The sequence below is a fragment of the Mucilaginibacter sp. P1_D10 genome (genome assembly GCF_056406215.1).
Window position 1 is genome coordinate 52,217 of sequence record NZ_JBFUAP010000002.1, and the last position, 20,128, is coordinate 72,344.

13 protein-coding genes and 1 pseudogene are annotated in these 20,128 nt (G+C 45.2%); 9 read left to right on the forward strand and 5 right to left on the reverse strand.

Features of this window, described 5'->3' with window-relative positions:
- The first annotated feature begins 19 nt into the window (after window positions 1-19).
- Window positions 20-1,534, forward strand: coding sequence for a glycoside hydrolase family 32 protein (locus tag AC1DYT_RS02775; protein ID WP_477468127.1), 1,515 nt, complete (start codon window positions 20-22; stop codon window positions 1,532-1,534).
- Between the two features lie 183 nt (window positions 1,535-1,717).
- Here AC1DYT_RS02775 and AC1DYT_RS02780 read toward each other — a convergent pair whose 3' ends face one another.
- Both AC1DYT_RS02780 and AC1DYT_RS02785 read right to left on the reverse strand, forming a co-directional pair.
- Window positions 1,718-2,023, reverse strand: coding sequence for a hypothetical protein (locus AC1DYT_RS02780; protein WP_477468128.1), 306 nt, complete (start codon window positions 2,021-2,023; stop codon window positions 1,718-1,720).
- A 27-nt stretch (window positions 2,024-2,050) separates the two neighbouring features.
- Window positions 2,051-2,389: pseudogene (locus tag AC1DYT_RS02785) on the reverse strand (NADPH-dependent F420 reductase); the annotation flags it as partial.
- A 110-nt stretch (window positions 2,390-2,499) separates the two neighbouring features.
- Here AC1DYT_RS02785 and AC1DYT_RS02790 point away from each other — a divergent pair.
- From AC1DYT_RS02790 to AC1DYT_RS02810, 5 genes are all read left to right on the forward strand, one after another.
- Window positions 2,500-3,261: an SDR family NAD(P)-dependent oxidoreductase gene (locus AC1DYT_RS02790; RefSeq protein ID WP_477468129.1), complete on the forward strand. Its 762-nt coding sequence runs from the start codon at window positions 2,500-2,502 to the stop codon at window positions 3,259-3,261.
- A 65-nt stretch (window positions 3,262-3,326) separates the two neighbouring features.
- On the forward strand, window positions 3,327-3,935 hold the full coding sequence (locus AC1DYT_RS02795; RefSeq protein ID WP_477468130.1) for a TetR/AcrR family transcriptional regulator: 609 nt from the start codon (window positions 3,327-3,329) through the stop codon (window positions 3,933-3,935).
- A 53-nt stretch (window positions 3,936-3,988) separates the two neighbouring features.
- Window positions 3,989-5,350 carry a TolC family protein gene (locus AC1DYT_RS02800; RefSeq protein ID WP_477468131.1) on the forward strand — a complete coding sequence of 454 codons (1,362 nt, stop codon included), beginning with the start codon at window positions 3,989-3,991 and terminating at the stop codon, window positions 5,348-5,350.
- Window positions 5,351-5,491: 141 nt separating this feature from the next.
- Window positions 5,492-6,544 carry an efflux RND transporter periplasmic adaptor subunit gene (locus AC1DYT_RS02805; RefSeq protein ID WP_477468132.1) on the forward strand — a complete coding sequence of 351 codons (1,053 nt, stop codon included), beginning with the start codon at window positions 5,492-5,494 and terminating at the stop codon, window positions 6,542-6,544.
- 4 nt (window positions 6,545-6,548) lie between these two features.
- The gene (locus tag AC1DYT_RS02810; protein WP_477468133.1) at window positions 6,549-9,611 is read left to right on the forward strand and encodes an efflux RND transporter permease subunit; all 3,063 of its coding nucleotides are present in this window, start codon (window positions 6,549-6,551) and stop codon (window positions 9,609-9,611) included.
- 66 nt (window positions 9,612-9,677) lie between these two features.
- Here the strand turns inward: AC1DYT_RS02810 and AC1DYT_RS02815 are convergent, their stop codons facing one another.
- The 3 genes from AC1DYT_RS02815 to AC1DYT_RS02825 form a co-directional block, all read right to left on the reverse strand.
- Complete coding sequence (locus AC1DYT_RS02815) at window positions 9,678-10,880, reverse strand: PepSY-associated TM helix domain-containing protein (protein ID WP_477468134.1); 1,203 nt, start codon at window positions 10,878-10,880, stop codon at window positions 9,678-9,680.
- A gap of 6 nt (window positions 10,881-10,886) precedes the next feature.
- Window positions 10,887-13,337 (reverse strand): TonB-dependent siderophore receptor, encoded by a 2,451-nt coding sequence (locus tag AC1DYT_RS02820; RefSeq protein WP_477468135.1) that lies wholly within the window; start codon window positions 13,335-13,337, stop codon window positions 10,887-10,889.
- 456 nt (window positions 13,338-13,793) lie between these two features.
- Window positions 13,794-14,384 carry a TetR/AcrR family transcriptional regulator gene (locus AC1DYT_RS02825; RefSeq protein ID WP_477468136.1) on the reverse strand — a complete coding sequence of 197 codons (591 nt, stop codon included), beginning with the start codon at window positions 14,382-14,384 and terminating at the stop codon, window positions 13,794-13,796.
- A gap of 256 nt (window positions 14,385-14,640) precedes the next feature.
- On the opposite strand from AC1DYT_RS02825, the gene AC1DYT_RS02830 reads away from it, so the two are divergent.
- Genes AC1DYT_RS02830 through AC1DYT_RS02840 form a run of 3 tightly spaced genes read left to right on the forward strand, consistent with a single transcriptional unit; the run spans window position 14,641 to window position 20,124 of the window.
- Window positions 14,641-15,702, forward strand: coding sequence for an efflux RND transporter periplasmic adaptor subunit (locus AC1DYT_RS02830; protein WP_477468137.1), 1,062 nt, complete (start codon window positions 14,641-14,643; stop codon window positions 15,700-15,702).
- A gap of 9 nt (window positions 15,703-15,711) precedes the next feature.
- Entirely contained in the window at window positions 15,712-18,819 is a 3,108-nt protein-coding gene (locus AC1DYT_RS02835; RefSeq protein ID WP_477468138.1) for an efflux RND transporter permease subunit, read from the forward strand.
- Window positions 18,820-18,831: 12 nt separating this feature from the next.
- The gene (locus AC1DYT_RS02840) at window positions 18,832-20,124 is read left to right on the forward strand and encodes a TolC family protein (RefSeq protein ID WP_477468139.1); all 1,293 of its coding nucleotides are present in this window, start codon (window positions 18,832-18,834) and stop codon (window positions 20,122-20,124) included.
- The last annotated feature ends 4 nt before the right edge of the window (window positions 20,125-20,128 follow it).

Sequence of the window (20,128 nt, forward strand, 5' to 3'; positions counted from 1 at the left end):
TACCGCTAAATCAGTCCTTATGAAAAAAATAAAAATATTATTTATCAGCGGCGTGGCCGCGTTGACAGTCCTGTTTAACACAAGCCACGCAATAGCACAAACATCCGGGGATGAACCGTATCGCCCGCAGTTCCACTTTTCGCCGAGGGCAAACTGGATGAACGATCCTAACGGGATGGTGTACCTCAACGGCACCTATCATTTGTTTTTTCAGCATAACCCGGGCGCCACCGTTTGGGGGCCTATGCACTGGGGCCACGCCACCAGCACCGACTTGATGCATTGGACGGAGCAGCCCATTGCCCTTTACCCTGACAGCCTGGGCACCATCTTTTCGGGCAGTGCAGTAGTTGATAAGAATAATACAGCGGGTTTCGGTAAAAATGCCCTCATCGCCATTTTTACGCATCACAATAAAAAGATAGAGGATGCGAAGACAGGCTTACACCAGTATCAAAGCATTGCCTACAGTACCGACGAAGGCAAAACCTGGACGAAGTATAAAGGCAATCCCGTGCTGCCAAACCCGGGCATCTGGGATTTTCGCGATCCTAAAGTGCAATGGTACGAGCCCGGTAAAAAGTGGCTGATGACACTGGCAACAAAAGATCGCATCACCTTTTATTCATCGCCCAACCTAAAAAACTGGACCAAGGAAAGCGAATTTGGTGAGAAACTTGGCGCACACGGCGGCGTTTGGGAATGCCCGGATTTGATAAGCCTGGATTATAAAGGCATAAAGAAATGGGTACTGCTTGTGAGCATCAATCCCGGCGGGCCGAGCGGAGGTTCCGCAACACAGTATTTTGTCGGGCAGTTTGATGGAAAGAAATTTTCTGCACAAAGCACCCAAACGAAATGGATCGATTACGGGCCTGATGACTACGCCGGTGTTACCTGGTCCAATACGGGTAACCGAAGGATTTTCCTGGGTTGGATGAGCAACTGGCGGTATGCGAACGAACTACCGACCATCAGCTGGCGGAATACAATGACTATTCCGAGGGAACTGGCCTTGGCGAAAAGGAAGGGAGAATTCTATATATCTTCCTCTCCTGTTTCGGAAATCCGGGGTATCGAAGTACCGGCAGGCAAAAAAAATGCGGCTGAAATTGGCCGGACGGGAACGGGGACGCCGGGTCAGTATGTAGTGGATTTCGAGGTCAGCTCAAAGGCGGATTACGCCATCACTTTGTCGAATCAGCAAAGCGAATACCTAGTTATTAATTACCGGGCGGCCGAAAGGAAATTCGTCATTGACCGCTCCCGGTCCGGTGCTGTTAATTTTCATCCCGAATTCAAAGATCTGGTTGTTGCGCCGCGAATTGCCGTTACACCTGTGATGAAACTTAAACTGGTAGTAGATGCGTCCTCGGTTGAGCTGTTTGCAGACGGGGGGCTGACAACGGCAACGGTACTCAGCTTTCCGGGCAAACCGTTCAGTTACATTAAAATTAAAAGCAAGCAAGCGGGCCGCCTGAAAAACGTTCATCTGACCCCGCTGAAAAGTATCTGGGAAAACCCGGACAAATAAAGAAACAAGTCGATTGAGAGAGATTTGTAGTTGATTAATAAAGCGCTCCCGGTGAGAGGGGCGCTTTTTAAACGCAATGCTCCGATCTGCGGCTGTTAAAATTCTCTGTTTATATTGGCAATGGGTGCCTAGCCCTTAAGGGGCTGCTGTTCAGCAGCACCTATGCCTGACCTGGCTTGCGGCTCAATGTCTTTCAGGGTTTTCAAGGAACAGCGACCGGTTTAAAGCCAATACATCCTCATGCGTAGGTGCAGTTGGAAGTTGCATGAACTTCCCGATAGCATAATCCCGCAGGTGTGCTGCCTGCTGTTTTTCGGCATCGGAAAGAGCTTGCTTAAGTTCTGCCACAGTCAGTTCTGTACAATAAGCCGGGGTGCCGGGTTGATGCCTCCAGGAATCGGCCAGTATACCTGCGTCCACAGCATCGAAATCCGTATCGTTGATAAGACCAGATACAATCTCTTTAGCGTATTGATCGTCGCCTGACACGGCCATCGCGATCCGGTCTTTGTCACCTTAAGGCTTGCCGCCATGTTCGAGGCTATGCGCCAGCAAATTGTTAAACGCTTTGATCACCGGTTTACCCAGGGTTTCTGAAACCCACGCGCTTTCGACCTTGCCCTTCTTCAGGTCTTCGATCTCGCCATCCCGGAAGGGATAATAGTTAGCGGTATCAATCACGATCACCTTATCAGAAACTTTTGCGATAAGATCTGATAATTCCGGGACAGCTATTGTGGGAACGGATATGATAAGTACCTCGACATCCGCTATGATCTGGTATTTGGTGGATGGTATAACGCCCAGTTCCCGGGCCCTTTCTTCCAATTTTTGCTGGCCTCCTGAGCCGTAAACCTTTACCTTTCTGGTTGCAGTGTCAGATTTTTAATAATTTATAAAACGGCGTTGTTTTATTAAACACTGTTCAATAGATTTGTGCCGGTTTAAAATTAATCCAGACCATCATGAAAAAAGCAATGATAACAGGTGCCAGCGGAGGCATCGGGCTCGAAGTAGCCCGGCAACTGGCTCACCAGGATTACCAGGTAGCACTGGTAGCCCGTAACGGGGAACGCCTCGAAAAGGCGTTAAGTAGTTTAGAGGGCAGCGGCCACACCATACTGGCCGCTGACCTGAACGATGCCGGGGACATGTATATGTTGACAGGGCATTTAAAAGCCGTAAAGTATAATCTTCTGATCAATAACGCGGGTGCTGGCTTATACGGCATGTTTACGGATATCCCGCTGGATGACCAAATCAATACGATGAATCTGAATATGCAGTCGTTAGTATCCCTTTCTTATACGTATCTGCGGAATGCTGTTGCCGGAGATGCCTTGATAAACATCGGCTCACTCCTGGCCCATTCTTCGTTGCCGGGTGGCTCCGTATACGCAGCCACCAAGAGCTTTGTAGCCAACTTTTCCGAATCGCTATGGTACGAATTCAAGCCAAAAGGCATTTACGTGGCAGGCTTTAATCCGGGCGCGGCAAAAACGGAGTTTCATGCACATGCAGGTGGGCAGACGAGTGATTTTCCTGAGTTTGTACTTTCCTCAGTGGAAGACGTCGCCCGGGAACTCGTGAAAGGGCTGCAAAAGCGGAAAAAGCCAAGGATAGTACAGGGCTGGAAGAACCGTTTTATGCTCTTCGGCTTCAAGTTTTTAGGCCGCGCTACGGCGGTAAGCATTATGGGTGGGATCAGTCCCGGGATGCGTAAATAGAAAAATACCCTACAGCATTTGGCCGGATGACCGGCGACCTTATATTTGTATCTTAGTAAATTATAATGAGCATAGCAGAACGAAAACTGGAGGAGAAACAGGAAATGCACAAACGCATCCTTAACGGGGCGCGCAAAATATTCCTGCAAAAAGGCTATGACCAGACCAGTATGCGCAATATCGCCCAGGAGATCAACTATAGCCCGGGCTCCATATACTTCTATTTCAAGGATAAAAGCGAGATCTTCCACGAACTGCATAAGGAAGGTTTTCTCCTGCTGCTTAACCAGTTAAAGGTACTGGAAAAGGTCCGCGACCCCTTTGAAAGACTGAAAGCCTCGGGCCGGGTTTTTATCCAATTTGCACAAGAGAACAAGGATTACTATAACCTGATGTTTATTGTGGACGAGCCGGTTAAAGATTCTTTGCATGAAGGGTTCCAGATAGCCGAGGAGGCGATCAGCTATATGCAGGGAATGATCAGCGAATGCCAGCAGAAAGGCAAATTCAAGGATATGGATACGGAATATTTTACCTTCCTGATCATCTCCGTGGTGCATGGCATCTGCGCACTTTTCTGTAAGAACCGCAACAACAGTTTTGTCGGCAAGACCGACGAAGAATTAATGGAGAATGGTTATGAGTCTTTTGTGGCCCTGCTCGAAAAGAGTTAGCCTTTTTTTACAATCATATTGAACACTGTTTAAATTTAAAACAACGATTGAGAATGAAATTTAAAAATCAAACAATTTATAAGCTTTTGTTTTTATCGTCAGCCTTATTGGCTGCACCCCTTGCAAAAGCTCAGGGCAAACTGGATGAGTATATCCAGCAGGGCCTTGCCTCTAATGAAAGCATTAAACAACAAAACTTCGTGCTTGAAAAAAATGTCTATGCATTAAAGGAAGCAAAAAGCATGTTCCTGCCCGAGGTTACGTTTTCTACCACTTACACCAGGGCAGACGGCGGGCGCACGATAGATTTTCCGACCGGCGACCTGTTTAACGGCGTTTACGCTACGCTGAACCAGCTGACAGGCACTAACGCTTTTCCGCAGTTGCAAAACCAAAAGATCCTGCTCAACCCGGATAATTTCTATGATGCCAAATTTCGCACGACACTTCCCATCCTGAATGCAGAACTGATTTATAATAGACGGATCAAAAAGCAGCAGATCGACCTGCAAAAGGCCGAAGTATTGCTTTACAAGCGCGAACTGGTCAAAGAGATCAAAACGGCGTATTACAATTATCAGAAAGCGGTGTATGCTGCCGGTATCTATCAATCCTCTCTCCGCCTGGTTGAAGAAGGGCAAAGAATCAATACGAAGTTGTATGAAAATAGTAAGGTTAACCGTACCGTTGTGCTTAGAAGCCAGAATGAAGTATCGCGGATCAACGCCTCGCTCATCAGTGCCCAAAAAACAGCAGAATCGGCACGTTATTATTTTAACTTTCTGTTAAACAGGCCGCTTACCGACAGCATCCTTTTGGATGATATCAAGGCCTTACCTGCCGGCGAACAGCTACTAGGGAACAGCGTCAGCGGCAGGGAAGAACTATCCAAGCTACGGATTGCTAAAGATATTAACGGCAACCTGACCGGGCTGGCCAAATCCTATATCGTCCCCAAGTTAGGAACCTTTATTGACTTGGGGACGCAGGCTTTTGACTGGAAGTTCAACAATAACAGCCGCTACTACCTGTTTGGCATCTCTCTTCAATGGAACATCTTTTCTTCCGGCAGAAACAATTACCGGGTGAAGCAGGCGATTGCCGACCGCGAGGCCCTGGCCTCACAGACCGATTACGTACAGCAGCAACTGCTTACTGAGCTAAAGGTACGTCAGGCCAGTATGCAAAGCGCTATCGCGCAATACGAGGCGGCACAATCCCAATTAAAAACCAGCCAGACCTATTACGGTGATATGCTGAAGTTATACAAACAAGGCATGGCGATCTACATCGAACTGCTGGATGCCCAGAACCAATGGATCGATGCCCAGCTTCGTGCCAATATTGCCCTGTACGACACGTGGATTGCAGATGCAGCCATCGAACGTGCCAATGCCAGTTTTACCATTCAATAAAAATAAGATCATGAAAAACCCCCAAAGGCTCTTGAATACTTTAAAAAACAAACAATCATGAAACCATAATGAGCTACCGTTCAAAAACAACATAAATAAGCTCATGATAGCTTCATCTCCATTAAAAAACAAATTAAAACGATGAAAAACTTACAATTATTCAGCATTATCATAGCAGCGGCAACCTTAATGGCTTCCTGCAAAGAAAAACACAAGGAAGGAAATCCAATAGGAGAGCCGGATATTATATCTGTTAAAATCGCCCCGGTGTCTACGTTAGTTGTACCCGATCATATTAGCGCTACCGGCCTGGTCAGTACAGAAGATGAAGCCAAATACGCCTTCAAGATCGGCGGCGTGATCAGCCGCATCCTGGTACAGGAAGGCCAGTTCTTTAAACAGGGGCAATTGCTCGCTACGCTCAACTCCACGGAAATTTCTGCAGGTTTAACCCAGTCCAGCCTGGGTGTCGATAAAGCGCAACGCGATTATAACCGTGCAATGAATCTTTATAAAGACAGTGTTTATACGTTGGAACAATTGCAGAACACCAAAACGGCTTTAGATGTAGCTAAAAAGGCAAGAGAAGCAACCGCTTTTAACGCGCGCTACTCTAAAATTTATGCTGCTTCCGACGGTTTTGTAAGCAAGAAAATAGCGAATGAAGGCGAAGTAATTGCAGAAGGGACGCCGGTTCTGCTCATCAATTCAACCAATCAACACAACAGCTATTCACTTAAAGTGGGTGTGACTGACCGCGAATGGGCCATCATTAAGCCAGGGCAAACCGCTAAAGTAACGCTCGACGGCTATGCTGGTCAAACCTTTGACGCCACTGTATTCCGTAAGTCGCAGGCGGCCGACCGCGAATTGGGCTCTTTCCAGATCGAACTCAAGTTGCAATTAAACGGCGTAAAACCGGCCGTCGGCATGTTTGGCAAAGCCGAAATAGCCACTCATCAGGATGAAAGCGTAATGGTCATTCCCTATGCATCATTGGTAGAGGCCGACGGCAACAAAGGATTTGTATTTACGACCGTAGGGTTAAACCGGGTGAAACGGGTGCCGGTCAGCATTTTGAAATTCGATAATGAAAATGTGTATCTGAAGGATAAACTGGAAGGTATAGACCAGATCGTCGTTTCCAACAGCGCCTACCTCAACGAACAGTCTTTTATTAAAATTATTAAGTAAGGCCATGAAGATCACCAATTTTGCAGTCAAGAACTATCAGTTCACGCTGATCATATTTCTTTTAGTAGCAGTTGTCGGTGTGCTGACGCTGTTTACCATGCCCCGTTCGGAAGACCCGACCACCCATCCTCCTCAATACGTCATTACCGTTATTTACCCTGGCACCAGTCCAAAGGATATGGAAGAACAGGTGGTGAAGCCTATCGAGAACAAGATTTACGGCCTGGAAAACATTGAAAAGATCCTGACTACCGTAGAAGACGGGGTAGCGGTTATCCAACCTAAATTTAAATACGGTGTGGATGTAGATAACAAATACCAGGAAATATCCACCGAGATCAATGCTTTAAAAAACAGCGAGCTTCCCAAGGATATTTACCTGATCAAAACAGAAAAGGTGTCATCGTCAGATGTAAAGGTAATACAAGTTGCCCTGGTGTCAGACAATGCTTCCGGTAAAATGCTGCGGGACGAAGCAGACATCTTAAAAACACAGTTAGAGAAAATCACCAACCTGAAAGTGGTAAAATACTTTGGTATGCCCGAACAGGAGATCCGCATCGATATGCAGTTGGATAAACTGGCGCAACTGAAGATACCGCTTAATGTGGTGATGGGTAGTTTGCAAAGCGAGGCTGCGGATATTCCGGGTGGAAGCATTAACCTGGACAGCAAAGTGTTTAACGTTAAAACCAGCGGCAAATTCAAAAACACGGATGATGTGGCTAATACCGTTATTTATAATGCCAACGGGAAGATCATTTATTTGAAAGATGTGGCCACGGTAAGTTATAAGGATGCTATGGTGAACCACATCACCAGGATAAACGGACACCGTTGCGTGCTGGTTACGGCGGCTATGAAAGACAATGTGAATATAGCCAGCGTTCAGAAAGAATATTTACCGGTACTGGAAGCCTTTGGCAAAACCCTGCCGGAGAATATCCGAATGGTAAAAAACTTCGACCAGGCCAATATGGTATCCGAACGTTTGGGCCATCTGGGTTTTGATTTTGGTTTAGCCATTGTTTTGGTGGTGATTACCCTGCTTCCATTAGGCTTCAGGGCATCGCTCATCGTGATGATCTCCATCCCTCTTTCCTTGGCTCTGGGTCTCATCGCCATGAACTTACTAGGTTATTCGTTAAACCAGCTCAGTATCGTAGGCCTTGTAGTGGCTTTGGGATTGCTGGTGGATGACAGTATTGTGGTGGTAGAAAATATTGAACGCTGGCTCAGGGAAGGTCATTCGCGAATGGATGCCATATTCAAAGGAACGCAACAGATCGGTATCGCCGTTATTGGCTGTACGGCTACGCTGGTTATCGCATTTCTGCCCTTAGCCTTTTTACCCGACATGGCCGGTGAATTTATTCGCAGCCTGCCCATGGCTGTGATGACCAGCGTTTTGGCATCCATGATCGTGGCTTTAACACTCGTCCCTTTCCTGGGCAGCCGAATGTTAAAAACCCATACCCACGGCGAGGGGAACTTCTTTTTAAAGCATCTGCAAAAGTTTCTGACCAGATCTTACAGCCGCGTTATGCCGCTTGCCTTAAAATGGCCTAAAGCCACTATAGGGATATCATTAGCTTTAAGCGTGCTTGCTTTTTTCCTGTTTACCTTAACCGGGTTCAAGCTTTTTCCCACGTCGGAAAAGCCGATGTTCCTGATCAATATTAAAATGCCGCTACAGGCAGACATACCGGAAAGCGACCGGGCGACCAAACTGGTAGAGGGGGAACTGAAAAAACATAAAGAGATTGTCTATTACACTTCTAACGTGGGTAAGGGCAACCCACAGATCTATTACAATGTGCATCAGCAGGATATAAAACCTGATTTTGCCCAGGTATTTGTCCAATTGGATGAAGAAGCTAAACCTAAAGAAAAAACAGATCTGATTAAACTGTTAAGAACGAAGTTTAAAGACTTCCCCTATGGCAGGATCGAAATCAAGGATTTTGAACAGGGAACGCCTATCGAAGCAAATATTGTAATCAGAGTATTTGGCGAGAACCAGGATACCTTACGGTCCCTTTCATTTAAAGTGGAAGAAATTCTGAAGAAGCATCCGGGCACATTCTTCGTCAACAACGAACTCAATACCTATAAATCTGATGTTAAAATAAAGATCGATAAGGAGAAGGCCCGTACTTTGGGTGTCCTGACCAGCGATGTGGACAAAGTAATCCGTATGGCTGTTGCAGGGCTAACCGTAGGGGATTATATTGATGACCGGGGCGATTCACGCAACGTAGTGATCACCACGCCAAGGGACAAGTTCTCCAATTTAAATGCACTCAAAAAACTTTATGTCAATAATGTGCAGGGCACCCCGGTGCTAGTAGACCAGATCGCTACGATCTCTTTTGAAACCTCGCCTACAGCGATCAATCACTTTAATAAATCCCGGTTTGCCAAGGTTACGTCGCTTACGAAAGAGCATGTACTGGCCAATGACATTTTAAAAGACGTTGTTCCGCAATTAAATAAATTAAAAATGCCGCAGGGCTATTATTACAAGCTTTCCGGCGAAGCGGAGTCAGAAGGCGATGCTCTGGGCGGTAATTTTCTCTCGGTGATTATATTGAGCACCTTCCTTTTTATCGGCGTATTGCTGCTGCAGTTTAAAACCTTTAAAGGGATCATTATTGTGCTATCGATCATACCCCTGGGAGTTCTTGGCGGCGTGGTATTCCTACTCTTCACCGGCAACCCCATGTCTTTGGTATCTATTATCGGTTTCATCGGGCTCTCGGGTATTCAGGTTAAAAATTCGCTGTTGCTGGTAGATTTCACCAACCAGCTACGTGCGGAAGGCCATAGTATAGATGAGGCAATCAGTATGGCAGGCGAAACCCGTTTTCTGCCGGTTGTGCTCACCTCTATAACTGCAATTTGCGGCTTGCTCCCTATCGCGTTGAACCCAAACCCGCTCATAGCGCCATTGGCGATTGTACTGATCGGCGGGCTGATCAGTTCTACTATACTTTCCCGGATCGTGACACCCGTAATGTATAAACTTATCCCGCCAAGCTTGGATAACGATGAACAAGAGGCATAGTTAACCTGATGCTGTTTAATAAGGCCGTTGTGGGATTGCCTGGTGTGATGGCTAGGCAATCCATTTTTAACGCCCTAAATCAAGGTCGTGCCGGCAAGAACGGAGTAATTTGGCACTTCGGTTCTCTTTCTTTCTTTTACCCCACCATATTAAAAAGCCCGTTATTGGTAAGGATGCACAGATAAAGCTCGCTATAAAAGCAAGGATTTGCGTAGGTAAGCCATAAATTCGACCGGTGTGGATGTCCTTATTGGAATTACGCCACTTCAGGCCGAGTGGCTTTTGGGAGTGTATCAATTCATCAAAAAGCTTGCCTGTACGGCTGTCATAATAGTAATAGCTCATATTACGCCACCCATCGGTCCGATTTTTCAGGTAAACGTATGTCATTATTACTTTTTCTTTCTTTTCGGGCAAATTGAACCCTATAACGCGGTAGTTCCCTTTGACCTGCTGTTGCATATCATAAAAGATCTGATCGAAGCGATCTGCCGTTGTATCCGGGGTAGTAATTAAAGGGGCCTTACGGGCAAGCTCTATCTTCCTGGCAGAACCAAATAAATTATAAAGCCCCTTTTCCCACCATTTAAATGACCAGGTTAAACCCGTAACGGCTATGAGGATAGCTATGGGTAATACATAAAAGCCAAAGCTATTATGCACGTCATAATTTACCCGTTTAAACTTGGCATTCCACTTTATACGGATGTTTTGTTTCAGTTGCCGGTAGTTTTTGGGCAGCCAAAGCATAAAACCGGTAACCAGCATCAGCAAAAATAAAAGCACACAGGCACCAACCACCACACTGCCGACAGGCTTTACCAGAAGTAACTGGCGGTGCAATTGCTCAACCACGTTAAAAAATTCATAACGGCTATCAATAACCCCTAAAACCTGCCCTGTATATTGGTTTATATAAATATCATCTTTATACTTAAACTGACTGAAGTAGCTTAGGGTAATATTTTCACGCTTGTTAACCTTAAAATTAGAAAATACGTAGCTATCCTGTTCTCCGCCAATTTTAATGGAGGTAATAGGTCTTGTTTTACCCTCAACCTTTTGGGCAATAGCCAGTAATTCAGAAACCGGTTTTGGAGGACCGGTTCTGTTTACTTCGACTAAATTTTTGTGGAAAAGGGCAAATAATTCCTCGTCAAACACCTGTATGCAACCCGTAACGGATACAATTACAACAATAATACCGGTAACCAGGCCTATCCACAGATGCAGCCATGCAGCTACAGCTTTAATTTTTTTCCAGACCATACCTGATTAAAATGAATAGGTCATAGTCAACAAATAATTTCTTGGCGTACCGGGGAACAGCCTGATATAATCATAACCACCAACCCAGTATTTTTTACCTGTAATGTTGTTAGCATTAAACTGCAATTGCATCTTACCAATGGTATAAAACAAGGCAGCATCAACTAAGGTGTAATTTGGTATGCTTTGCGCAAGGTTGATTGAAAGGGAGCGCTTGTCGACATAATTAGCGCCAAGGCCCAGCCCTAATCCGGACAAAGGCCCGTGTGCCACGTTATAGCGTGTCCAGATGTTTGCCATATGATGTGGAGCATTGGGTTTTTGCATACCCACTTCTGCAGGGATTGTGCTATCAGTAATTTTTGCGTCGTTATAAGCATATGATGCCAGTACACTCCAATTCAAAGAGATCCGGCCTGTCACATCAAATTCGATACCTCTTGAGCGCTCTTTACCTACCTGCCTTAGCAGGTCCGGCTGACCGGCAACATTGGCATTATAAAGCGTGTTGCTCTGCTCAATCTGGTAAGCTGATGTAGTTACAGATAACCTGTCATTAAACCAGCTGCTTTTCGCTCCTACCTCTATCATATTACTTTTAACCGGATCAAATGGTCCACCTGCATTTGGGTTTGATAAGGTGGCCGCCGTTTGCGGGTTGTAACCCATTACGTAAGTGCTATAAATATTAATGTTTTTGGCAGCGGTGTAAACCAGGCCAAAACGTGGCAACCATGCGCTGGAGTGTGTTTTGGCTTCGGTAGTTGTTTTGTAGTTGGCAAAATCAGTGTAGTACTCGTAACGTACACCAATCAGCGCCTGGAAATCACCCAGCTTAAGCTGATCCTGTACATACCCCGCATTTAAATAGTAATAAGCAGGGGCTAAGGTAGTAGGCGCAAAAAACGCTTTACTATCATCCTGCAAACGTTGCGAGTTAATAGAGTTGTTCAGGTCAAACGATGGCACATTTGGTATAGGGTTCCCCCTGGTATCGCGTAAGTATTTTAAACTATCTTTAGCCACATAATTGGCAATAGTACCCGTATTTGCAGCATTACGATATCCTGATGCGGTAAGCTGGGATGCGCCGACTGGTGTTTTCTCGCTGCCGTAATCATACCCTGCTACAACTTTGTGTTCAATAGCACCGGTTTTGCCTGTATAATTAAAATAGCCGCTGAAGTTGTCAATATAGCGTTTACGTTTACGGGCAAATATCTGCATAGCTACCAGGTTAGGGATATCTGCGGCCAGTTTGTCTTTGGCATATACGTTTGCGCCACGGTGTTCATACAAATCCTCCTGGTACCCGGTTTTGGAGTAGGCGGCGTTAAAGCTGAAATGATCGTTAAAGTTGTGGTTAATTGATAAGGTAACGATGTATGTTTGTTCATTCAGGAAATCATTCCCTGCTGATAAGGCTAACGTTTGCGGCGTAGAATAAAGGTCATTGCCGATAACGGATTGTCCTCTGTCTAAGCGGCTTTTCGAATTATTATAAACCATATCAAAATTGATATGTGTTTTGGGTGAGGCAATAAAGGTTAGCGATGGTGCCACGATCACGTTCTTATCAAATTGCAGGTCGCGGAAGGAATTGGCATCTTCATAACCTAAATTTAAGCGATAAAGTAGCGTACTGTCTTTATTGGCCGGCCCCGTAAAATCTGCAAGGCCCCTGAATGTGTTAAAACTCCCTAATGAAATACTGATAGATTTGCGGTTTTCGTTTAATGGTTTCTTGGTTACCCTGTTTACCACGCCGCCCGGGCTGGCATTACCATATAATGCAGATGACGGGCCTTTTAACACCTCCACACGCTCCAGGTAATTGGTTAGCGGCTGCTTCCAGAAACCTGTACTTGACCGAAGACCATTCACCAATTGGGTATTGCTTTGCCCGTTTACCCTAAAACCACGAATAGTTAAATCGTCATAAAAAGAAAATTGTGATACACCGCTAAAGTTTTTTACCACATCTCCAACACGTACTGCACCTTGGTCAGACATGAGCTCTTTACTGGCGTAGGATACGGATTGCGGCAGGTCTTTGATATCCGTTTCAGTTTTATTACCTATGAAAGTAGATTTTGTTTTATAAGTTTTTTCCTTGCGGCCCGTAATTTCTACAGCCTGTAAAGAAGTGCCGCCAATAGTTAGTACGAGATTGACATTTACGGTACGACCGGCTAAAACATCGATTTTTTTACTTTTTTTTTGATAGCCTAAGTAACTTGAATGGATGGTGTATTGGCCTGGTTGAACTTGCGATAACGTAAAATTGCCATTGGCGTCTGCAGCGGCACTGATGGAAGAAGGTTCGAGCCATACTGTTGCGTGGGCAAGCGGCTCATTACTGTCTCCTTTTATAGTACCGTTTATAGTGCTTGTTGGCGACTGCGCCATTAAAAAACTGGAAATAAACAATGATGTTAAAAGTAAGGGAATCTTCATATTCTAAATTTTTGGCTAATTTAGAATAAATCTAAATAAAAATAAGGCTTTTTTTACTTTTAGCTAAACGCCTGTAAATCTATTCACTCCTGCGTTTTTTAAGCAGGTGTAACGAGGTACGAGTTATTCTGTGGAACGAAGAAGGTAGCATAATGAGCGTAGCTAGCCCGAAGGCAAGTCGTTTTGGCATCACCAAACATAACTTGCTTCAAATAGCTAATGACGCTACCCTTGCTATAATAAACTGTGCGAATGTGCGGTTGATCTCGCCATTAAGTTACTTCTCGGGGCCCTTTAGTCATACTGGGCAGTTTTATGCTGAGCGCAATTAATTTATGGATTACCGGAATAAAGACGATTATCTAAAGACGGAATAAGTATTGACGTTCAATAAGTTACCTAATGTAATTCCCGAAACTCAATTAAATAACTTGCCATTAAGCATTAAGAATACTTTTATAAAAGGCCTTTTTGTAACATTTGGGCCAGCCAGGCAACTTTGCTGTCGCTTTGGGGAAATTTCCCAAAAACGATTACCTCCTGCTCAAAACTTTTAAAAGCAGCATTCAATGTTTCAGACAAAAAATCGATGTCTTCTTCTGAAAGTTCGCCGATATCTTTATTTTCAATACCCCATTGAATGATCTGTTTGAACACGGCGATTTCTTCTTCGACAAATTTTCTGAATTTGAGTATAAAGCCTGATGGATCTAAACGCAGATCGTCGATGGCCAGTTTATACTTCGACACAATTTGACGGAGATGCTTTAATTTGGTGACATTGAACGATTCGATATTGGCTGAAAATGAGCGCCGCTTACTTATAGTGGCTTTACTTTCTGCCAAACAATTCAAAAAAAGCCGCTCGCATACCGCATCCAAAACCTCTTCCTTATTTTTAAAGTAATGGTATAAAGTACTTCGCCCTTTCTTACACTCATTAGAGATATCCTGCATAGAAACCCTGAGGAAACCGTAACGCTCAAAAACTGCGTCAGAAGCTAAAACTATTTCTTCCCGCACCTGATCATTTTCAAACCTTTTCATTATCGACAAAAATACGCTAATTGTTCAAAAAAAGCGCAACTTTTCGCGTTTAAGTTTAAAAACACAGCTTAGGTGCGTTTATGACAATTAAATTAAAAAATATTAAAATACAAAAATTGTATATTTGTCGAACATTTAAAACAATAGGAAATATATCATCCCTTTCGAAAACGTAATGGCGATCGAACGGGAATTATTGCCCGGCGTTTCTATGTATAGTAATCGACAAAAAAACAATAAACGTTCAATTAACTCAATGAAAACAACGATAACACTGGCCGGAGCAGTATTCACTGCCCTATGGATTACCGGCTGCTCAAGCAACACCAAACTGAAGCCCGGACCTGATACCCTGGCGGTAAAAGTATTTAATTTGTCAGCTGACGCTTCGGCAATCAATGATCATATTGTTTACAACGGAACACTGGAAGCAGAAAAAACGATTGACCTGAGTTTTCAGGTTTCCGGTACCATTCTGTCGTTCCCGTTTAAAACGGGTGATTTTGTGGAAAAAGGCCAATTGGTCGGTTCTGTGGATGAAACCACCTACCGCAGCCAATATAACGCACAGTTAGCACAGGCTAAACTGGCCAATGAAAATTACATCCGTATCAGCGAGGTTTTTAAGAAAGGCAGTATTGCTGAGATCAAAATGCTGGAAGCCAAATCTAATTATGACCAGGCCACCTCGGCTGCACAGGCAACTTACCAGAATATAGCGCATACGCATCTTTATGCCCCGGTTAGCGGATACGTTGGCAATAAGATGGCGGAAGCCGGTGCAGTAGCCAATCCCGGCCAGCCGGTATTACAATTACTGGATACCCGTTCTGTAAAGGTGCTGGTTGCAGTGCCCGAAAGTGAAATCAATCATTATAAAGCCGGAACTACGGCTACAGTAAAAATCGATGCCTTGGGAAATCAGCCTTTGCAGGGCAAGGTTACCGAAGTTGGCGTGATTGCGTTGAACGGCAGCGCCAATTATAATATTAAACTCGCCCTCCCAAATGCCAACTTACTGTTAAGGCCAGGTATGCTTTGTAAAGTGTCTTTTGACGCGGTTGATGATAAAAGTACTAGGTCTGCTGATGTTAAAGAAATCATCGTACCCGTACAGGCTGTACAGGTAGATGATAAAGGGACTAACTTTTTATTCATCATGAATGCCCAGAATAAAGCAGTGCGTAAAGATGTAATTACCGGGCAGCTTTACAGCAACAGCATCACAATCAAATACGGCCTGTCGGGTAATGAGCTTGTAATCACCTCCGGTTACCAGAAGCTTGCCGATCAAACCCCTGTCATCGTCAGCAAATAAGCGCCCATCATGAAAAAGAACTCAAATTTAATTGAATGGGCGATGGAGTACCATGTATTCCCGCTTGCGCTTTCGGCCATATTGGTGCTGCTTGGATTATCCGGGCTTTTCAATATGCCCCGGAACGAATTTCCGGATTTCACCATCAGGCAGGGCGTCATCGTAGGCCAATATCCCGGTGCTTCCTCCAAACAGGTAGAAGAGCAACTGACTAAAAAAGTAGAAGAATACCTGTTCAGCAACAACGAGGTTAACAAGAAAAAAACCTATTCCTTTTCGCGGGACGGCGTGATGTACATCTTCGTGGAAGTAGCAGATAACCAAAATGCCATCCAAACCAAAGCGTTTTGGAACAAAATCAAAAACGGCATGCTGATCCTGCAAAGCCAGCTTCCTAAAGAAGTTAAAGGCTTCTATATCGATAGTGATTTCGGCAACACCTCTGCCATGCTTTTGTCGGTAGAATCCAAGACACGGCCCTATAAAGAATTACTCCGTAATGTAGAAGACATCGAGGCCGAACTGAGGCAGGTACAGGATGTGGCCAAGATATCCCATACCGGCAACCTGAATGAGCAGATCACCATTTATGTAGATAATAATAAACTGCTGCAAAAAGGTGTATCAGTCAATAATGTGATGCAGGTACTGCAAAATGAAGGCGCTATTAACGCCACCGGTAAAGTAGAAGGCAAGGTGGTAGATGAGCCCATTCATTTGAGCACTTACTATAAAACCGAGGCCGAGCTTGCCGAACAGATCATCAGGCAGGATGCTAACGGCAATTCGGTGCGCCTTCGTGATGTAGCTACCCTGAAACGTGAGTATGACGATCCGGACAGCTATGTAACATCAAACGGTACCAAATCTATCGTGATATCGTTGGAAATGATCACCGGCAAAAATATTGTACAGTTTGGTAAAGAATTGGAAGAGCATATTGAAAAAGTAAAGCAGCATCTGCCGCCTGACATTCAACTGGTAAAACTGGCCGATCAGCCGGAAGTAGTGGATGACTCGATCAGCCATTTTATGAAAGAGTTTGCTTTCGCGCTTATCGGCGTGGTATGCGTTGCATTGCTGTTGCTGCCCTTTAGGGTCGCCGCAGTTGCAGCAGCAACTATACCGATTACCATAGCCGCAACGCTGGGTATTATGTATATGGCCGGCATAGAGTTGGACACCGTTACGCTTGCTGCCCTGATTGTGGTGCTGGGTATCGTGGTGGATGACCCTATTGTTGTAATTGATAACCACGTAGAAAAGCTGGACCACGGCATGTCTGTTTGGGATGCGGCCATTAGCAGCGCCAAGGAATTGTTTCCATCTGTGTTTACTGCTACGCTGGCCATATCAGCAACCTTTGTACCGCTGGCATTTTTTATGACCGGTACGGCAAAAGATTTTATCCGGTTGTTCCCGGTAACGATCATGATCGCCCTAACCCTGTCCCTGATTATCTCTATGATGATCGTGCCTTTTTTCAACACGCTGTTCATCAAAAAAGGCTTGCTGCATAATAAAGCAGATGAAAAAAGATCTTTCCTGGACCAGTTGCAGGATTTCTTTAATAACCATATCGGCAATTCCATGAAACACTACAAGCTAACCGTGTTTTTTGCGGTGCTGTCGGTAGTGATCGGCATAGGCATTATGGGGGTATTGCCGCAGCAGTTGTTTCCCAAAGTAGAGCGAAACCAATTTGCAATGGAAATCTACCTGCCATCGGGCTACAGGCTTTCGCAAACGGACAGCGTGGTGAAGGGAATGGAAAAGATATTAAAGCAGGATAAACGTATTGTTAATTATACCAGCTTTATCGGCAGTAGTTCACCGCGTTTCCACTCGGTATATGCGCCAAATCTTCCGTCAAAAAATTATGCGCAGATCCTGGTCAAAACAGTATCGGAAGACGCTACCGCAGAGGTGATTGTTGACTATCAGCATAAATACAGCAATATTTTTCCGGCTGCTTATGTTCGGATGAAACAACTGAACATGATCAACGCGCTTGCACCTATCGAGGTAAGGATCAGCGGCAATGATATTGCTGCCTTAAAACAGGTAGCCAACAAGGTTTTAGCCATCGGCAAAACGCATAAACAGGTTACCTGGGCCCGGACAGATTATAACGAGATACAGCCAACCCTTAAAATAGACGTAAAAACAGCGGAAGCTGCACGGCTTGGATTAAGCAAGAGCGATATCGCCAACGCGGTAGCCATGCATTCGGAAGGTATAACAGCTACACAGGTTTGGGAAAACAACTACGCTGTAGATGTAAAGATCAAATCGCTTAAAGCTTCCAGGGCTGACCTTTCGGCCCTGCGCGACCTGAACATTGTGTCCCCGCAAACAAAATCCCAGATCCCGCTAAGACAGGTGGCGGACGTAAACCCGGAGTGGAATGACGGCCAGATTGCCCGCCGAAATAGCGTGCGCACGCTCACAGTGCGCATGGATGTTACCCAGGAAGCGGTAGCCAATGCCGTATTGCTGAACCTGCAACCGGTCATCGAAAAGATAAAACTTCCCGCAGGCGTAGAGTTGCGTTATGGCGGTGAACTGGAATTACAGGGAGAGAACCAGGGGCCCATGGGTACTGCGCTCGGCGTAAGTATCATCTTCATATTCCTGATCTTATTGTGGCACTTTAAACATCTTAAACATGCCCTCTTAAGTATTACAACCATGCCATTAAGCTTATTGGGCGCGTCGTCAGGCTTGCTAATAATGGGCTACCCGTTTGGCTTCACCTCATTCCTTGGTTTACTGGCCCTTTGCGGAATTGTAGTGCGTAACGGAATCATCTTGATAGATTTTGCGGAAGAGCTACGCCTGCATGAAGGCAAATCTGTTTTTGAAGCAGCAAAACTTTCTGCCGAACGCAGGATGCGACCGATCTTTTTAACCTCTTCGGCTGCAGCCGTGGGTGTAATACCGATGGTGATCAGCAGGTCATCTTTATGGGGGCCGCTGGGAACCGTCATCTGTTTTGGGTTACTGTTATCCATGCTGCTTACCCTATTTGTGCTGCCAACGCTATACTGGCTGTTCTTCCGCAAAGAAGACAACATCAACCCGGCGAACGAAACACCGGAAACCGCAACCGCATAAGTATTACAAATCATGAAATCATTCATCATATCCATCATTATATTAACCGGCCTGCAGGCAAATGCCCAGCAGCATACCATATCCCTGCAGGAAAGTAAGCAGGCGGCGATCGCCTATAGTTATGCGCTTCAAAACGGCCAGTTACGGGTTAATTCGGCAAAAGCAGATGTCGCCGCTGCTAAATCTGATTATCTGCCATCGGTTAGCGGCACAGGCATAGGCCTGTTTGGTTTTAAGGACTTTGTCCCGGCCATACCAGATGTACTAACCAAGGGCATTAACAACCTCTATATATTAGGCGTTACCGGCACGCAAACAATCTATGCCGGTGGCAAAGTAAAAGCAGGCAATGAGTTAGCAGCACTGCAATTGCAGGTGAGCGAGATACGCAGAAAGCAATCGGCAGATTCAGTACTATTGCTGACGGAGCAAAAATACTGGAACCTGGTGAACATACAGGAGCAGCAAAAAACACTTGCTGTTAACGAAACGCTGCTGAACAGTGTGCTGAAGATGCAAAAGGACCTGCTCGCCTCTGGTTTAATTGCGCGCAATGATCTGCTGAAAGTAAAGGTCCAGTTAAGTCAGTTGCTCGTTAGCAAAAGCAAATTACAAAATGGCCGCCGGGTAGCCCTGCTTGATTTCTCCGTATACACAGGTATCCCTTTCGATTCGCTTATGGTGATGGAGGATACCCTGAATAAAAACAGCACCCCTATATTACCTGCCTTACAGCCAGACACCGCTTTGGGTAGAAATACCAATTACCAGTTGTTAACCAAACGTGTGTTAGGCGAAAAGCTGCAAACCCGTTTAGCTAACGGTGATAACCTGCCCAGCCTGGCAGTTGGCCTGAGTGCGTCACAGGTAGGGTCTATCCGAAGCGGCATAGGAAGCAATTTCTCCCCAGCCAGCTTTGTCACCCTGAGCATTCCGATATCCAACGGATTGTGGGGCCGCGGTAAGCAAAAGGTAAGCCAGCGCAGGATTAATGAAGAAATTGCCCGCAATGATTACCGGGACGGGCAAAACCAACTGCGGGTAGGAATAATGCGGTACTGGTATGACATGCAAGACCAGTTGACGCAGATCCGTTATGCCAAAGACAACCTGGAGCAGGCTACTGAAAATCTGAAAGTTAACGAAGATAATTACAGAGCAGGCTTAGCGACAATCTCTGAAGTGTTGGATGCCCAAACTGCTTATCAGCAGGCCTCCAGTACGGTTGCTACGGCATTTGCAGATTTTTATGTACGGGTGGCTATTTACAATTATGTTACCGCTAAAACAGATAACCAGCCTTGATGCT

What these genes read in the sequence shown, in the direction of transcription:
- AC1DYT_RS02775 (WP_477468127.1), top strand. Translation starts at nt 20, where the DNA reads ATGAAAAAAATAAAAATATTATTTATCAGCGGCGTGGCCGCGTTGACA.
- AC1DYT_RS02790 (WP_477468129.1), top strand. Translation starts at nt 2,500, where the DNA reads ATGAAAAAAGCAATGATAACAGGTGCCAGCGGAGGCATCGGGCTCGAA.
- AC1DYT_RS02795 (WP_477468130.1), top strand. Translation starts at nt 3,327, where the DNA reads ATGAGCATAGCAGAACGAAAACTGGAGGAGAAACAGGAAATGCACAAA.
- AC1DYT_RS02800 (WP_477468131.1), top strand. Translation starts at nt 3,989, where the DNA reads ATGAAATTTAAAAATCAAACAATTTATAAGCTTTTGTTTTTATCGTCA.
- AC1DYT_RS02805 (WP_477468132.1), top strand. Translation starts at nt 5,492, where the DNA reads ATGAAAAACTTACAATTATTCAGCATTATCATAGCAGCGGCAACCTTA.
- AC1DYT_RS02810 (WP_477468133.1), top strand. Translation starts at nt 6,549, where the DNA reads ATGAAGATCACCAATTTTGCAGTCAAGAACTATCAGTTCACGCTGATC.
- AC1DYT_RS02815 (WP_477468134.1), bottom strand. Translation starts at nt 10,880, where the DNA reads ATGGTCTGGAAAAAAATTAAAGCTGTAGCTGCATGGCTGCATCTGTGG.
- AC1DYT_RS02820 (WP_477468135.1), bottom strand. Translation starts at nt 13,337, where the DNA reads ATGAAGATTCCCTTACTTTTAACATCATTGTTTATTTCCAGTTTTTTA.
- AC1DYT_RS02825 (WP_477468136.1), bottom strand. Translation starts at nt 14,384, where the DNA reads ATGAAAAGGTTTGAAAATGATCAGGTGCGGGAAGAAATAGTTTTAGCT.
- AC1DYT_RS02830 (WP_477468137.1), top strand. Translation starts at nt 14,641, where the DNA reads ATGAAAACAACGATAACACTGGCCGGAGCAGTATTCACTGCCCTATGG.
- AC1DYT_RS02835 (WP_477468138.1), top strand. Translation starts at nt 15,712, where the DNA reads ATGAAAAAGAACTCAAATTTAATTGAATGGGCGATGGAGTACCATGTA.
- AC1DYT_RS02840 (WP_477468139.1), top strand. Translation starts at nt 18,832, where the DNA reads ATGAAATCATTCATCATATCCATCATTATATTAACCGGCCTGCAGGCA.